The 14,603-nt window shown below is 67.0% G+C and carries 16 protein-coding genes; 5 read left to right on the top strand and 11 right to left on the bottom strand.

Annotated elements, in window-relative coordinates:
• Window positions 1–2: 2 nt before the first annotated feature.
• A complete protein-coding gene (locus BLP88_RS05210; RefSeq protein ID WP_245679774.1) occupies window positions 3–845 on the top strand; it encodes a triose-phosphate isomerase family protein in 843 nt (280 codons plus the stop codon).
• The gene (locus tag BLP88_RS05205) at window positions 838–1,557 is read left to right on the top strand and encodes a GntR family transcriptional regulator (RefSeq protein ID WP_074587477.1); all 720 of its coding nucleotides are present in this window, start codon (window positions 838–840) and stop codon (window positions 1,555–1,557) included. Before BLP88_RS05210 ends, BLP88_RS05205 begins: the two co-directional genes overlap by 8 nt.
• A gap of 98 nt (window positions 1,558–1,655) precedes the next feature.
• On the opposite strand, the gene BLP88_RS05200 is transcribed toward BLP88_RS05205, so the two are convergent.
• The 5 genes from BLP88_RS05200 to BLP88_RS05180 all read right to left on the bottom strand — a co-directional run bounded on the left by BLP88_RS05200 (window position 1,656) and on the right by BLP88_RS05180 (window position 6,477).
• Window positions 1,656–3,020 carry an MFS transporter gene (locus BLP88_RS05200; RefSeq protein ID WP_074587476.1) on the bottom strand — a complete coding sequence of 455 codons (1,365 nt, stop codon included), beginning with the start codon at window positions 3,018–3,020 and terminating at the stop codon, window positions 1,656–1,658.
• Window positions 3,021–3,193: 173 nt separating this feature from the next.
• Window positions 3,194–3,982, bottom strand: a complete 789-nt coding sequence (locus BLP88_RS05195; protein ID WP_074587474.1) for an SDR family NAD(P)-dependent oxidoreductase — start codon at window positions 3,980–3,982, stop codon at window positions 3,194–3,196.
• A gap of 26 nt (window positions 3,983–4,008) precedes the next feature.
• Window positions 4,009–4,983, bottom strand: coding sequence for a 3-hydroxyacyl-CoA dehydrogenase family protein (locus BLP88_RS05190; RefSeq protein ID WP_074587472.1), 975 nt, complete (start codon window positions 4,981–4,983; stop codon window positions 4,009–4,011).
• An 8-nt stretch (window positions 4,984–4,991) separates the two neighbouring features.
• On the bottom strand, window positions 4,992–5,933 hold the full coding sequence (locus BLP88_RS05185) for a sugar phosphate isomerase/epimerase family protein (RefSeq protein WP_074587470.1): 942 nt from the start codon (window positions 5,931–5,933) through the stop codon (window positions 4,992–4,994).
• 205 nt (window positions 5,934–6,138) lie between these two features.
• Window positions 6,139–6,477 carry a hypothetical protein gene (locus BLP88_RS05180; RefSeq protein WP_074587468.1) on the bottom strand — a complete coding sequence of 113 codons (339 nt, stop codon included), beginning with the start codon at window positions 6,475–6,477 and terminating at the stop codon, window positions 6,139–6,141.
• Window positions 6,478–6,578: 101 nt separating this feature from the next.
• Here BLP88_RS05180 and BLP88_RS05175 point away from each other — a divergent pair, with 101 nt between their 5' ends.
• Both BLP88_RS05175 and BLP88_RS05170 read left to right on the top strand, forming a co-directional pair.
• The gene (locus BLP88_RS05175) at window positions 6,579–7,229 is read left to right on the top strand and encodes a CG0192-related protein (RefSeq protein WP_074587466.1); all 651 of its coding nucleotides are present in this window, start codon (window positions 6,579–6,581) and stop codon (window positions 7,227–7,229) included.
• A 2-nt stretch (window positions 7,230–7,231) separates the two neighbouring features.
• Window positions 7,232–7,726 (top strand): GNAT family N-acetyltransferase, encoded by a 495-nt coding sequence (locus tag BLP88_RS05170; RefSeq protein ID WP_281186786.1) that lies wholly within the window; start codon window positions 7,232–7,234, stop codon window positions 7,724–7,726.
• Between the two features lie 21 nt (window positions 7,727–7,747).
• Here BLP88_RS05170 and BLP88_RS05165 read toward each other — a convergent pair whose 3' ends face one another.
• The 4 genes from BLP88_RS05165 to dnaK form a co-directional block, all read right to left on the bottom strand.
• Window positions 7,748–8,164: a heat shock protein transcriptional repressor HspR gene (locus BLP88_RS05165; RefSeq protein ID WP_074587463.1), complete on the bottom strand. Its 417-nt coding sequence runs from the start codon at window positions 8,162–8,164 to the stop codon at window positions 7,748–7,750.
• Between the two features lie 9 nt (window positions 8,165–8,173).
• Complete coding sequence (locus BLP88_RS05160) at window positions 8,174–9,136, bottom strand: DnaJ C-terminal domain-containing protein (RefSeq protein WP_074587462.1); 963 nt, start codon at window positions 9,134–9,136, stop codon at window positions 8,174–8,176.
• 238 nt (window positions 9,137–9,374) lie between these two features.
• Complete coding sequence (locus BLP88_RS05155; protein WP_074587460.1) at window positions 9,375–10,043, bottom strand: nucleotide exchange factor GrpE; 669 nt, start codon at window positions 10,041–10,043, stop codon at window positions 9,375–9,377.
• 2 nt (window positions 10,044–10,045) lie between these two features.
• A complete protein-coding gene (gene dnaK, locus BLP88_RS05150; RefSeq protein WP_074587458.1) occupies window positions 10,046–11,905 on the bottom strand; it encodes a molecular chaperone DnaK in 1,860 nt (619 codons plus the stop codon).
• Window positions 11,906–12,380: 475 nt separating this feature from the next.
• On the opposite strand from dnaK, the gene BLP88_RS05145 reads away from it, so the two are divergent.
• Complete coding sequence (locus tag BLP88_RS05145; protein WP_074587456.1) at window positions 12,381–12,731, top strand: hypothetical protein; 351 nt, start codon at window positions 12,381–12,383, stop codon at window positions 12,729–12,731.
• A 156-nt stretch (window positions 12,732–12,887) separates the two neighbouring features.
• Here BLP88_RS05145 and BLP88_RS05140 read toward each other — a convergent pair whose 3' ends face one another.
• Together BLP88_RS05140 and BLP88_RS05135 are read right to left on the bottom strand one after the other, a co-directional pair.
• Window positions 12,888–13,796, bottom strand: coding sequence for a DUF817 domain-containing protein (locus tag BLP88_RS05140; RefSeq protein WP_074587453.1), 909 nt, complete (start codon window positions 13,794–13,796; stop codon window positions 12,888–12,890).
• The gene (locus tag BLP88_RS05135) at window positions 13,789–14,598 is read right to left on the bottom strand and encodes an oxygenase MpaB family protein (protein ID WP_074587451.1); all 810 of its coding nucleotides are present in this window, start codon (window positions 14,596–14,598) and stop codon (window positions 13,789–13,791) included. Before BLP88_RS05135 ends, BLP88_RS05140 begins: the two co-directional genes overlap by 8 nt.
• Window positions 14,599–14,603 lie beyond the last annotated feature (5 nt).

Below are 14,603 nucleotides of genomic sequence, written 5' to 3'. Positions count from 1 at the left end.
GCGTGGCGGAGTTTCCCCGCTTCCTCATCGGCGCGAGCACCAAGATGTACTTCAGCCACGCCCGGACCATGGAGTGGTGCCGGGCCGTGGCCGAAATAGCCAGGACCCACCCGGCCGTCCGCGGCGGGGACGCCGCCCTCTTCGCGGTGCCCGGCTTCCTGTCCGTGCCGGGCGCACTGGAAGTGTTCGACGGCGTCGCGATGGTCGGGGTGCAGGATCTCGCCGCCGAGGACCACGGGCCGTTCACCGGTGAAGTCAGCGGGCGGCAGGCCGCCGAACTGGGGTGCGTCCTGGCCGAGATCGGCCATGCCGAGCGGCGTCGGCTCTTCGGCGAAGACGACGCCGTCGTCCGCGCCAAAACGGCCGCAGCCCTGCGTTCCGGGCTGGTCCCCCTGCTCTGCCTTGGTGAGCCGGAGCGGGGAGACCCGGACCGGGCAGCGGCCGAGTGCATCCGGCAGTTCGACGACGCCCTGGCCTCGGCCGGGGCGTCCGGCTTGTCCGGCCCTGTGGTCGTGGCCTACGAACCGCACTGGGCCATCGGCGCCCCGGAACCGGCCGCCCCTGAACACATCGCGGCTGTGTGCGCGGCCCTACGGGCGCACCTGCGCGGCCTGCCCGCCCATGCCGGTTCCGCCGTCATCTATGGCGGCAGCGCCGGTCCGGGGCTGCTGGGCCGGATCGCGCATGCCGTGGACGGACTGTTCCTGGGCCGCTTCGCCCACGACCCGGCCGCCGTCGCCGTCATCCTCGATGAGGTGAGCAACATCGCCGGTCACAAGCCGTCCCGCGCCGGGAGCGGCACCATCCCCGCTGATAGCATCGGTGCAGGAGGAACCGATGTCTGAGACCGTATATCCCCTTGCGGGAAACACCCCGCAGCGCAAGGGATTGCGCGACAGCGTCTATGAGCTCATCCTCAACATGCTCATGACCTCGGACATCGCCCCGGGCACCCGCCTTTCGATCGACGTGATCGCCCGCGACCTCAAGGTCTCCCCCACTCCGGTCCGCGAAGCCCTCGTGCAGCTTGAACGCACCGGCCTGGTGACCCGTGAAGCCCTCAAGGGCTACCGCGTGGCCCCGCCGATCCACAGCGGCCAACTGGAAGCCCTGTTCGACGCCCGCCTCGTGCTCGAATGCGGGGCCACGGAACTGGCTGCCGGCCACGCCGCCGACGTCGTGCCCGAACTGGACGCCACCCTCGAGAAGCAGCGCGAACTCGGCGAAAAGGTGCGCAGGGCCTTCGCAGCCGGCGGACCGGCGCCGGTTGACCTGCTGCGCGAATACTTCGCCGTCGACTGGCAGTTCCACCACCTCATCTTCGAAGGCACCCGGAACCCCTTCCTGCTGGACATGTCCGAGGACATCTCGATCCGGGTGCACCGCATGCGCCAGACCGTCAACGCCGGCGTCACCGACGCCCCGGATGCCGTGATCGAGCACGGACTGATCCTTGATGCGCTGCGTAACGGCGACGGGGACGCCGCTGCCGCCGCGATGCGCGACCACATCGAGAAAGTCCGCGAGCGTGCCCGTCAGGACACCGCGGCGCGCTGACACAGCTGCCTGAAACACGAACAACCCAGGACAAAACGGCCGGCCACCCTTTCGGGTGACCGGCCGCCGTCGTACTCCGTCCGAGCCGCGGTGGGGATTCAGTGGCCGACTGTCGAGTTATCCAGCAACCGGTCCGACTTGGCGCCCTTGAAGAACTTCGTGGAGAACAGCATGGCCGCCGCGAGGAAGGCGAACACACCGAGTGACACGACGCCCCAGGCCCCGGACGGCGTGGGCACGCCCGCGTTGATGTTGGTGCGCATGATCGGGGCCACGAAACCGCCGAGGTTGCCGAGCGAGTTGATCAGGCCGATGCCCGCTGCTGCTGCGGAACCGGTGAGGAACGCCGTCGGGTAGGCCCAGGTGATCGGGCCGACGGTGAGGAAGCTCGCCACGGCGAGGGTGATGCAGGCGATGCCGAGGATCGGCTGGCCGTTGGCGCCTGCCCAGGCGGAGCCGAGGATGAAGACGCCGGTGGACAGGTAGCAGAGGGTGCCCCAGTTGCGGCGGCGGAGCACCGTGTTGGCGGCACGTCCGGCGAAATAGCAGACGAACAGGCCCACGAGCCACGGGATCGCGGAGACCACGCCCACTTCCCAGCCGACCTTCTTGCCGAGCAGCGAGGCCACCTGCTGCGGAAGGTAGAAGGTGGTGCCGTACACGGCGATCTGGAGGCAGAAGTAGATGACCGTGAAGTACCAGACCTTCCAGTTGGCCATCGCGGCCCAGATGCCGTTGGGGCCGTCTTCGGTGCGGACGGCGTCCTCGGTGGCCATGACGGTTTCGAGGGCCTCCTTCTCCTCCGCGTTGAGGAACTTCGCGTCCTGCGGCGAGTTGATGAGGAAATACAGTGCGGCAACACCGGCGACGACGGCGAGCATGCCTTCAACGAAGAACATCACCTGCCAGCCGTGCCAGGCCGTCGCACCGCCCAGGGCGATGAGTCCGCCGGAGAGCGGGGCGCCGAGCATCTGGGAGAACGGCTGGGCCAGGTAGAACAGGGCGAACATCTGCACGCGCACCTTGTTGGGGAACCAGGCCGCGAGGTACATGATGACGCCCGGGAAGAGCCCGGCCTCGGTCACGCCGAGCAGGAACCGCAGCACGATGAACATGGTCTCGTCGGTGACGAAGGCGAAGGCCGACGCGGTGAGGCCCCAGGTGACGGCGATGCGGGCCAGCCAGAACTTGGCGCCGAAGCGCTTCAGGAGCAGGTTCGAGGGAATTTCGAAGAGGGCGTAACCGATGAAGAAGATCCCGGCACCAAGGGCGAAGGCGCCGTCCGAAACGCCCCGGTCCACCTTGAGGGCGGCTTCGGCGAATCCGACGTTGGTGCGGTCGAGGAAGGCAACGAAGTACAGGATGATGAGCATCGGCATGAGATGCTTCGCGGCCTTCTTGATGGCCGTCTTGAGCACGGGACTCGTGCTGAGCACGTCGATGACCTGCGCGGGTGAGGACATGTCCGCTCTCCTTTGAGTGGCTGCGTGGGGTGGGTTGGGTTCGTGCGAAAGGATTGGTGCTGGTGGGACGGGTTACTGGAACAGGGCGGGGGCGATCTGGGCGGCGCCGAAGACCACCAGGGCGACGCCGACGAGGAGGAACACGATCCTCCCCGCCGACCAGCGGCGGGCGCTCATCCGTGCATGTAGAGGCCGCCGTCAACGTTCAGGGTCTGGCCCGTCACGAAGCCGGCGTCCTCGCCGATGAGGTAGTGGATGGCGGCGGCGATGTCGCGCGGAGTGCCGATGCGCGGCAGCACGCCGTCGGCCGCCATCTTCTCCTTGCGCTCGTCGGTGAGGGTGCCGCCCATGATGTCGGTGTCGATCGGTCCCGGCGAGACGGCGTTGACCGTGATGCCCTGGTGGCCGAGCTCCCGCGCCAGGCTGCGGGTCAGGCCCAGGACGCCTGCCTTCGCTGCCGAATAGGCGGTCTTGCTGAAGGTGCCGCCGCCGCGCTGGGCCGAGACGGAGGACAAATTCACCACGCGGCCGACGCCGTGGCGCACCATCGTTTCGACGGCCCGCTTGGTGGTGTGGTGGACGCCGTGCAGGTTGATGTCGATGACGCGGTGCCACTCCTCGGCGGATACCTCAAGGTACGGGACCGGGGAGGAGACGCCGGCCAGGTTGACCACGGCGACCAGCTGCGGCAGCTCGGCTTCGAGGGCATCGAAGGCCGCGCGGACCCGGGATTCGTCAGCCACGTTGGCACCGGCACCGGCGGCGGCGACGCCGTGCTTCTCGGCGATCTCGGCGGCCAGCTTCTGCGAAGCCTCGGCATCGAGGTCCAGGATGCCCACGTTCCAGCCGCGTTCGGCAAGGTAGTGGGCGGTGAATCGGCCGATGCCGCGCGGCGAGGCGGCACCGGTCAGGATGACGCTGCGCTGCGCGGGGAAGGCGGGGCTCGGGGCAAAGTCGTTCATGGTGTCCTTAGTTCGAGGCGGGAGATTCAGTTCGAGGCGGGAGTTGCGGGGTGGATCGGGGCGGGGCCGAGTTCGTCGATCAGCTGCTTCATGGCCGCGTAGGCGCGGTTGCGGTAGGCGACCAGCTCGGGGGTGCGTTCGGCGGGCACGTCCAGGTAGCCGGCACCGCTCTTGGTGCCGAACTTCCCGGCGTCCACGAGTCCGCGGAGCGACTCCGGTGTGGCGAAACGCTCCGGCCAGCGGGTCTGCAGAGACGAATAACAGAAGGAGTAGACGTCCAGGCCGGCCATGTCCGCGATAGCGAACGGGCCGAAGAACGGCAGCCTGAACCCGAAGGTGGTGCGCACGATCGTGTCGATGTCCTCGGCGCTGGCGATGCCTTCTTCCACGATCTGGGTAGCCTCGTGGAACAACGCGTACTGCAGCCGGTTGAGCACGAAACCGGTGGCGTCCTTGACCCTGGCGGTTTCCTTGCCCGTGGCGGCGACGATCCGTTCCACGAAGGGCAGCACCGCCTCGTCCGTGCCCGGATGCGGGATGAGTTCCACGCCCGGGATGAACGGGGCAGGGTTGGAAAAATGGACGCCGAGGAACCGCTCCGGGTGGTCAACGGCCTCGGCCAGGGATGCGATGAGGATGGTCGAGGTGTTCGATCCGATGACGGCGTCCGGCCGCGCCGCGGCGCTGATCCGGCGGAGCGTTGCGTGCTTGATCTCCAGCTTCTCCGGCACGGCCTCCTCGATGAAATCGGCGCCGGCCACGGCTTCCTCGATCGAAGCGGACGGCGAGAGGTGCCGCTCAAGGCGCTCCACGGCGTCGGCGGGGAAAAGTCCGTCGGCGACGAACTGGCGGGCTTCCTCGAGCAGGCGCTCATGGTTCGCCCGCGCCACCTCCTCCGAGATGTCGGCGATGCGTACGGTCGCCCCTGAGAGGGCAAGGACCTGGGCGATGCCGCCGCCCATATATCCGGACCCGACGACGGCGATGATTGGTTCGCTCATGGTGTCTCCTAAGCCTTGGGCAGCAGTGTGCGGATGTACTTCTGGTTGGTGGCGCAGACGCCGAGGCTGTCGCCGCCGTAGTGTTCGGCGAGGATGATGCCGTTGAAGCCGACGGCCACGGCGTCACGGAACACCTGGCGGTAGTTGATCAGGCCCGCTTCCATCGTGGACGGGACCGACGTGGCCCAGCTGCCGTCCGCGGATTCGTCCCTGGTGTAGTTCTTCACGTGCCAGTAGTTGGCGTACGGGAGGGTCTTGTCGTACAGCTCCTGCCAGTCCTCCACGGTGCGGTGCAGGCGGATGAGGTTGGCGACGTCCGGGTTGAGGCCCACGTTGTCGAGTCCGACGTCCTCGATGAACCGGACGGCGCTGTCCGCGGTGCCGAGGTAAGTGTCCTCGTACATTTCCAGGGACATGGTCAGGCCGAGATCGGCGGCGTGCTTGCCGAGTTCGCGGATGCGTCCGACGGCGGTGTCCCATGTCTCGCGGTTGTCCGGGTCCTTGGGCCCCTGGGCCGTCCAGAACCAGAGCGCCTTTCGCTGGGGCTGGCTGAACGGCTGGTGGAGCCCAGTGGAGAAGACCTCCATTCCCCACTCGGCCGCGGCGTCGATGGTGCGGTGCGCGTACGCGAGGTTGCGTTCCTCGTGCCCCGGCATGATGACGCTTTGGCGCTGCAGGTGGACCGAGGGGATACCGACTCCGTGTGCTGCGGCCACGGCGAGGAATTCGTCGCGGCGGGACGGTTCCAGGTCCGCGGGGCGGACGTGGCTGTCGGCGAGTTCCGCGAGGGTGAATCCGACGTCGGCCACCTGGGCGAACATGTCGTCCCACACCTCGGCGGAAGCGTCATGCAAGGCGACGCCGTCCCGGCCAACTGCCCGGAAACCGTGGAGGCAGGTGGCGATGGGCCAGGTCTCGGCTGTGTAGGGGTGCTGCTGCTCGATCGGCATAGTGCTCCGTTGCGCTGTAGATCCTTGGGCTCTGTGATGCTGCCCACAAAAGATCCTATAGGAAATAGAGAATGCGTCAACCGTGGCTTTTGCTGCGCTGCTCGGGGCGCCCGCTCCGTCGCTTAAAACGAAAATTCCCCGCCGCGTGTGGAACGCGACGGGGAATGGTCCGTTTGCCGGACGTCCTCCGGCCGAAAGCGGGGGCTTAGGCTCCGCTGCAGACCTGGCTGAACTTGGCGCCGGCCTGCTGGTATCCATCGGTGAGGTCCTGGAGCTTCTGCTCGTCCGGGCTCTCCTTGGCGTACTCGTCGGTGTACTCCAGGATGGCTTCCAGCGACGGCCGCAGTTCCTCGGAGGCCACGGCCTCGATGGGACGGATGGCGTTGGCGATGCGGTTCATGGACGCCTTGCCGGTCCCGGCCGCGCTGGACACAACAAGGTTGAGGCGCTCGCAGGTTTCCTTCGTGGACAGCTTCGGCGCGGTACAGGCGGAGGCCGAGGCGAGAAGCCCGGCCGCGAGCAGAACAGTGGTGAGTTTTTTCATGGTCCCTCAGTTGTCGGTTTCAAGTTCGATTGTACGCAAGCCGGGCACCGGGACCGGAAGCGGGCATCCACGGGCAACCCCCCTGGCCTAGGCTGGTGCCCATGGCCATCCTCCACATAGCGACCCTGGTTCCCTCGAAACTCGAACTCATCGCGCAGCACCTGCCGAAGCAGCCTTGGTTCATCGCAGGCGACCCAGCCGGGCCCACCATCCTGGGCGCCTACCGCTTTGACGATCCCGACGGCGAGGTGGGCCTCGAAACCCATCTCGTGCTCCACGCGGCCACCGTCTACCACGTCCCGCTGAGCTACCGAGGCGCAGAACTGCCCGGAGCCGGAGAGTGGCTCGTAGGGACCATGGAACACTCGGTCCTGGGCAAGCGCTGGGTCTACGATGCGTGCGCTGACCCGGTTTACGTCGCAGCCCTGGCTACGGCGATCCTTACCGGCCGGCAAGGAGCCCAGCAGTTCGTTGAGGTGGACGGAAAGCTGGAGCCAAGGCCCAGTACGGCAGAAGTCAACGGCAGCGGAACGCCCGACGCCGTGGTCCCGGCTTTGGAGCCGCAGCCTCCCGTTACAGCCGGCGGGGTGACGGTCATTGATGCCGGCGGGCTCCGCCTGCGGATTGCGCGCGTGGTGGACCGAGGCCAGACGATCGACCCAGGCCCGACGCCCGGAGAGCTCACGTTGAGCGGCACGTGGAAGGGCCAGGAAGTCCCGGTCAAGCTGGCCTCCGCTGAGCCGTTGCCCTGATCGTGACCGTCCTTGAGGCTGCCCGCCTCCGCCTGCGGCCCATGACGGACGATGATCTGGGGCAGATGTCCGCCCTGCTGGGCGACTCCCAAGTGATGCGCTACTACCCTGCTCCGAAGACAAGAGTCGAAGCGCAGCGCTGGATCGACTGGAACAAGCGCAACTACGCCGAGCACGGTTTCGGCCTCTGGATCATGGAAGACCACCACGGCAATTTCATCGGCGACTGCGGCCTGACCATCCAACACGTGGACGGCACGGCGGAGGTCGAAGTCGGCTACCACGTCGTCACCGCGCACCAAGGCAAGGGCTACGCCACCGAGGCCGCCCAGGAGTGCCTCCGGTTCGCCGCCGACTCAGGGATCGAACGGGTCATAGCCATCATCGATCCGGCGAACGCTCCCTCACAGCGGGTGGCGGAGAAGGCGGGCCTGCACCTGGAAAAGAAGGCGACCAGGAATGGCCGGGAACAACTGATCTTCGCAATCACACTGTGAGCGAACGCCCTCTGAGGAAGGTCAGTCCCGCGGACGCCAGACCACAACGGCCTGGGACCGCGGGCGGGGACGCTGGCCGCGGGCCAGGCTGACGACGTCGCCGGCTGCTCCCGCGGCGAAGATCCGCGCATCCAGCGGATCCCGGCGCCGTGACAGTTCTTCGGTCAGCTCGCTCACGCGCAGCTGCAGCGCGGCCACCTGGTTCTCCAGCTGCATGATGCGCTTGATCCCCTCAAGCGAAACACCCTCCTGGGAGAGGCGCTGCACCTCGCGCAGGCGGTCGACGTCGCGCTGCGAGTAGCGCCGGGACTTCCCGGGGGCACGGCTGGGCGAGACGATGCCCAGCCGGTCGTACTGCCGCAACGTCTGCGGGTGCATGTCAGCCAGCTCCGCCGCCACGGAAATGACGAAGATCGGCTGGTTGACGTCGATGCCCATGGCCGGTTCCTACAGCCTGGCCTTGGCGGCCAGGTCCTGGCGCGGGTTGGCGTCCGCCGTCGCTGCGGCAAAGGCCTTCACGGCCTCCTCGGCATCCTTCGGCAGGTTTTGGGGAACGACGACGTCGACCGTCACCAGGAGGTCGCCCTCACCCTTGGAGGTGTGGACGCCGCGGCCCTTGACCCGGAGCGTGCGGCCCGAATTGGTGCCGGCCGGGACACGGAGCTTCACGTGGTTGCCGTCGAGCGTCGGAACCTCGATTTCGCCGCCGAGCGCGGCCTCCGGGAAGGTGACCGGGACGTGGACGCGAATGTTGTCGCCGTCGCGGGTGAAGAAATCATGGGGCTTGACGCTCACCGTGATGATGAGGTCGCCGTTGCCCGCCGGGCCGGGGTTGCCTTTGCCGCGCTGGCGCACCTTCTGCCCGTCCTTGATTCCGGCGGGGATCTTGACGTCGATGACGTTGCCGTTGCTTTCGCGCAGGCTCACCGTGGTGCCCTGGATGGAGCCCTTGAACGAAATGCTGGTGGTGGCGGTCCGGTCCGAACCCTTCTGGGGGGCGCGCTGGAATCCGGTCTGGCCACCGAAGCCGCCGCCGAAAAGGTCCGCGAACTCGGGCGGGATGTTTCCGGCACCAGCAGGCTGGCGGGCACCGCCGAACAGGCCGCCGAAGAGGTCCTCGAAGCCGCCGTTCGCAGGGCCCCCGCGCCCGCCGGCGCCGGGAGCGAAGCGGGCGCCGCCCATGGCCCGGATGGCGTCGTACTGCTGGCGGTCCTCAGGGACGGACAGCACCGAGTAGGCCTCGGAGATGTCCTTGAACTTTTTCTCCGCGGCAGCATCACCGGCGTTGGTGTCCGGGTGGTACTGGCGCGCGAGCTTACGGTACGCCTTCTTGATATCGGCGTCGGACGCATCCTTGGCAACTCCAAGGATCGCGTAGAAATCCTTCTCAACCCAGTCCTGGCTTGCCAAGTGTGTGTCCTTTCAAAGTCTGTTGTTGCGTTAGCTGTGGTTGCGGCGCGCTACGCAGAGCATAGACCCCCGCCCCTACGCGTGGGCGGCTCGGTCCTTACGGACCCGAGCCGCCCACGCTCCGGCAGCGGAGATTGGCCTTCCCAATACTCGCAAGCTCGTATTGGGACCCTCGGCCAGCTCCTTAGGGCCACTCCCGGGGTCTATGCTCTGCTTCGCGCTTTGCGGTCGGCTCACCTTAAGCCGGCACAGCCACAATCACCTGGGCCGCGCGCAGGACCCGCTCCTTGGAGCGGTAGCCCGAGCGCAGCACCTGGCTGACCGTGTCCACCTCGATGTCCTGGCCCGGCTGCTGGATGAGGGCCTCGTGGATGGTGGGGTCGAACTCCACGCCGGTGGCGTCGATCCGTTCCAGCCCGTAGGTCTTCAGCGAGTTTTCCAGCTTGGCGGCGATGGCGGCGAAGGGGCCGTCTTCGAGGTCGCCGTGCTGGCGGGCGGCGTCGATGTCGTCCAGCACCGGAAGCAGGGAGTTCAGGACGCCGATGACGGCCATTTCCCCTGCGACGGCGCGGTCGCGCTCAACGCGCTTGCGGTAGTTGACGTACTCGGCCTGCAGGCGGAGGAGGTCGTTGCGCAGTTCCGCGGCTTCGGCCTGGGCCGAGGCGCCGGTGGCCACCGACTCCTCAGCCGGAACCTCGACGCCGTTGAGGATCTCCTCAGCCTGGGACAGCGCATCGCCCTCGGCAGCCGCGCCTTCGGCGCCCTCGGGGGTGCCGGCGTCGTGGGCTGCTTCCTGGTGCGGATGCCGGGCGGCCCCGGTCTCCGGGTCAACCTTGCGGTTGTCCCGGATGACCGGCTTGCCCTGCTCCGAATCCGAGTGCTCTGATTCGTTGCCGTGGTGAGGCATGGTTACTTCTTCTCGTCTTCGTCGATGATCTCGGCGTCGACGATGTCCTCGTCGTCGGCCTTCTTGTCACCGGCCGGAGCTGCACCCTCGGCGCCTTCGGCACCGGCGGCGGAGGCCTGCGAATAGATGGCCTCGCCAAGCTTCGTCTGGGACTGCTGCAGCTTCTCGAACGCCGTCTTGACAGCGGCGTCGTCGGTGCCTTCGAGAGCCTTCTTGAGTTCGTCGACGTCGGCCTTGACCTCGGTCTTGACCTCTTCCGGCAGCTTGTCGTCGTTTTCCGACAGCAGCTTCTCGATCGAGTAGGCGAGCTGCTCGGCGGAGTTGCGGGTGTCGGTGGCTTCGCGGCGGGCCTTGTCCTCGGCAGCGTGTGCCTCGGCGTCGGCGACCATGCGCTCGATGTCTTCCTTGGACAGTGCGGTGCCACCGGTGATGGTCATGGACTGTTCCTTGCCGGTGCCCTTGTCCTTGGCGGAGACGTGCACGATGCCGTTGGCGTCGATGTCGAAGGTGACCTCGATCTGCGGAACGCCACGGGGCGCCGGGGCGATGCCGGTCAGTTCGAAGGTGCCCAGCGGCTTGTTGTCGCGGGTGAACTCGCGCTCGCCCTGGAAGACCTGGATGGCCACGGACGGCTGGTTGTCGTCTGCGGTGGTGAAGGTTTCCGAACGCTTGGTGGGGATGGCCGTGTTGCGCTCGATCAGGTGCGTCATGACGCCGCCCTTGGTTTCGATGCCGAGGGAGAGCGGGGTGACGTCGATCAGGAGCACGTCCTTGCGCTCGCCCTTCAGGACACCGGCCTGCAGCGCTGCACCGACGGCAACAACTTCGTCCGGGTTGACGCCCTTGTTGGGCTCCTTGCCGCCGGCCAGTTCCTTGACTAGTTCGGAGACGGCAGGCATGCGGGTGGAGCCACCGACCAGCACGATGTGGTCGATGTCCGAGACCTTGATGCCGGCTTCGGCGATGACGTCGTGGAACGGCTTCTTGGTGCGGTCCAGCAGGTCCTTGGTGAGGTCCTGGAACTTGGCGCGGGTCAGCTGCTCGTCCAGGTGGACCGGGCCGTCGGGGGTGACGGAGAGGTACTGGAGCGAGATGTTGGTGCTGGTGGAGGAAGAGAGTTCCTTCTTGGCCTGCTCTGCGGCTTCGCGGAGGCGCTGGAGGGCGATCTTGTCCTTGGAGAGGTCGATGCCCTTGATCTTCAGCTGGCTGAGCAGCCACTCCACAACGCGGTTGTCCCAGTCGTCGCCGCCGAGGCGGTTGTCACCGGCGGTGGCGCGGACCTGGATGGTGGAGAAGTCGTCTTCGTCCTTGCCGACTTCCAGCAGGGAGACGTCGAAGGTGCCGCCGCCGAGGTCGAAGACCAGGATGAGTTCGTCTTCCTTGCCCTTGTCCAGGCCGTAGGCGAGGGCGGCCGCGGTGGGCTCGTTGACGATGCGGAGCACGTTCATGCCGGCGATCTCGCCGGCTTCCTTGGTGGCCTGGCGCTCGGCGTCGTTGAAGTAGGCGGGAACGGTAATCACGGCGTCGGTGACCTTTTCGCCGAGGTAGCTCTCGGCGTCGTTCTTCAGCTTCATGAGGATACGCGCGGAGATTTCCTGCGGCGTGTATTTCTTGTCGTCGATGTTGACCGACCAGTCGGTGCCCATGTGGCGCTTGACCGAGGCGATGGTGCGGTCGATGTTGTTGACGGCCTGGCGCTTGGCGATTTCGCCGACCAGGACTTCGCCGGACTTGGAGAAGGCAACGACGGACGGCGTGGTGCGGCCGCCTTCGGCGTTGGCGATAACGGTGGGCTCGCCACCTTCGAGAACCGAGACAACGGAGTTGGTGGTTCCGAGGTCAATACCTACTGCACGTGACATATGTGTTGCTTCCTTTCACTGCTTTCAATCGCCGATGTCCGAGACTGCACCCGGGCACGCTTCCTTAGCGGGGAGTGCCGGTGACCACCCAACATTCGGCTAGTTGAGCGTTCTGCACTCAACTGTACTCAGGCGCCGATTTAAGTCAACTCAAAGTTGAGTGATGTTCGCTCAACCCTGTGTTTGGGCTCGCTTCCGGCCCCGGAATGGCGCGGCTTCGAGGGCGTTTCGCCGTGGGAGAACGTGCCCGACGGCGGCATCCGGCTTGGGTGCCACTTACTGGCCGGGCGCGCGGGCGGATGCGCGGCCGCCGTCGAAATCGCGGGAATGCTGCGGGGTCGCCGGAACTTTCCGGCGACCCCGCAGTTCTCCGGCGACTTCGGCCCCCAACCGTGGTCAAACCGGCGGCAGATCGAAGTCACCACAACCACGCGTAACGCCAACGACATCTGCCGGAACTGGTTCATGGCGGCCAATGGTCCACCCCTTGACCATGGTCACCTGCAGCCTGCACGACATTCTTGATCGCCTGCCTCGATCGAGCATGTCCATCAGGATCGACGGCACGTGGGTGAACGTCACGCTTCGCGAAACCGAGGACGCCTGGCTGGCGGCGGGAAACCACAGCGGTTTCGGCATTGCACTCGTGGCGCAGGGACCAGGCAGCCGGCGCCGGAGGGCGCAGCTCTCGAATCCGTGGCCGACATCGAACCATTGCAGGCCGCCCGCCGGACTTGGCTTCGAAAAGCCCGCGGCGAAGACCAGGGCCGTCGGTGCCACTTGCAGGCCTGATGCGCGGCCGCCCCTGATGCGCGGCCGCCCCTGATGCGCGGCCGCCCCTGATGCGCGGCCGCCGCTGATGCGCGGCCGCCGTCGAAATCGCGGGAATGCTGCGGGGTCGCCGGAATTTTCCGGCGACTCCGCAGGGTTCCGGCGACCCCGCAACTCTCCGGCGAATTCGAAGCAAGGCCGGAGGCGAAGCCTAGGACCCCGCTTGCCGCGTCGCCCCCTCCGCCGCTGGCGCGGGAAGTCGAACACCGTCAGCCTCCGGCGGGACCGGCTTGTACACCCAGGCCACGAGCACCACGGAAATGATCATCAGCAGGAACCAGGACAGCAGCTTGTCCGGGGTCACCAGGTGCCAGCCGTTCACCTGGCTCGGGTAGAGCCAGGCGTGGGACCACGTGGCGATGTTCTCGGCGATCCAGATGAACAGCGCCACCAGCAGGAAGGAAACCAGCAGCGGCATCCGGAAGCCGCGCCGGAATACCCTGAAATGCATCACGCAGCGCCCGAAGACCACCACCACTGCCGCCAACAGCACCCAACGGAAATCGAACATGTAGTGGTGTGAGAAGAAGTTTGCGTAGATGCCGAGGGCCACGATCGCAGTGATCCAGCGCCGGGGATAGCGGGCAAAGCGCAGGTCGAACAGCCGGTAGACGCGCACCATGTAGGACCCCACGGAGGCATACATGAACCCGCTGAACAGCGGCACCGCCCCGACCCGCAGGAACCCTTCGGCCTCGTAGCTCCAAGACCCGACATCGGTCTTGAACAGTTCCATGACCGTGCCGACGAGGTGGAACAGCACGATCACCCGGAGCTCGCGCAGCGTCTCGAGCTTGGTGGCGACCATGACGATCTGGATGACGACGGCAGCGATGGTAAGGAAGTCGTTCCTGGCAAGCGGCGCATCGTCCGGGTACCAAAGCCGCGCCCCGAAGATCACGGCCAGCAGCAGGGCCCCGAAGATGCACGCCCATGCCTGCTTCAGTCCGAACACCAGGAATTCGGCAAGCTTCCAGCGCAGGCCGCCGGCGGGCGCGCGTTCCAGGAAGCGGTGGGCGCGTTCGTCCAGGAACTGCTCGACGGCGGTCAGGCTACGCATGGCTCGCACTCCGGCTCATGCTCCGCACGCTGGACACGTCGATCCGGCCCAGGTAGTAATCCTTCGGCCAGTGCCGGAGACGCCGGGGAAGCCTTGGGTACACTCCGGCAAGAAAGCGCATCACGCCCTCGAAGAGCCGTTGCCGGCGGGGGCTCCATGGCAGTCCGTACGCGGCGCGCAGCGGCTCCGGGAGCAGCCCGGCGGTAAGCAGCCGCGCCACCGGCATCACTGCGCGCAGCCAAACAGGCCCCGCAACTGGATGTAGCAGTGCCTGGGCCACCCGCACCGCGTGGGGACCGGGCGCCAGCCCCGCCAGTCGCTCGTCCCAGTACTCGTCGAAGGCTGCACGGCTGGCAGGCCACAGCTCCGCGGGAAGCTGCAGGGCCGTCCCGATCCGCGCGTACTCACGGTAGATGCGGTCCGCGGTGCCGGCGTCGAGCGTTCCATGCACCTGCTGGTAGACGGTCACGGCGGTGTCGTACAGGGTGGCCACCACCCACAGCTGGGAAGCCGGATCAAAGGCGTTGTACCCGGCGGACGCGGAGTCGGGCTGCCTGCGGACCGGCGCATGGGCACGGTTGACGGCGCGCCGCATCGCAGCCAGCTGGTCCTCGGAGCCGTAGACGACGGCGTAGACGTAGCCCATGGTGGCAGCGAGCCGCTCAAGCGGGCGCCCGGCGAAGGTGCTGTGGTCGGCCACGCCACGCCCTACGGCGGGGTCGGCGATTTGCAGCAGCACGGCGCGTCCGGCCCCGGCGAGCAGCACGGCTTCCGCCCCGATGTCTGCCAAGCCGCGAACCATGCAGC

The sequence above is a fragment of the Arthrobacter cupressi genome (assembly GCF_900099975.1).
GTDB classification, from domain to species: domain Bacteria; phylum Actinomycetota; class Actinomycetes; order Actinomycetales; family Micrococcaceae; genus Arthrobacter; species Arthrobacter cupressi.
This window is presented reverse-complemented; position numbering and strand designations above follow the sequence as displayed.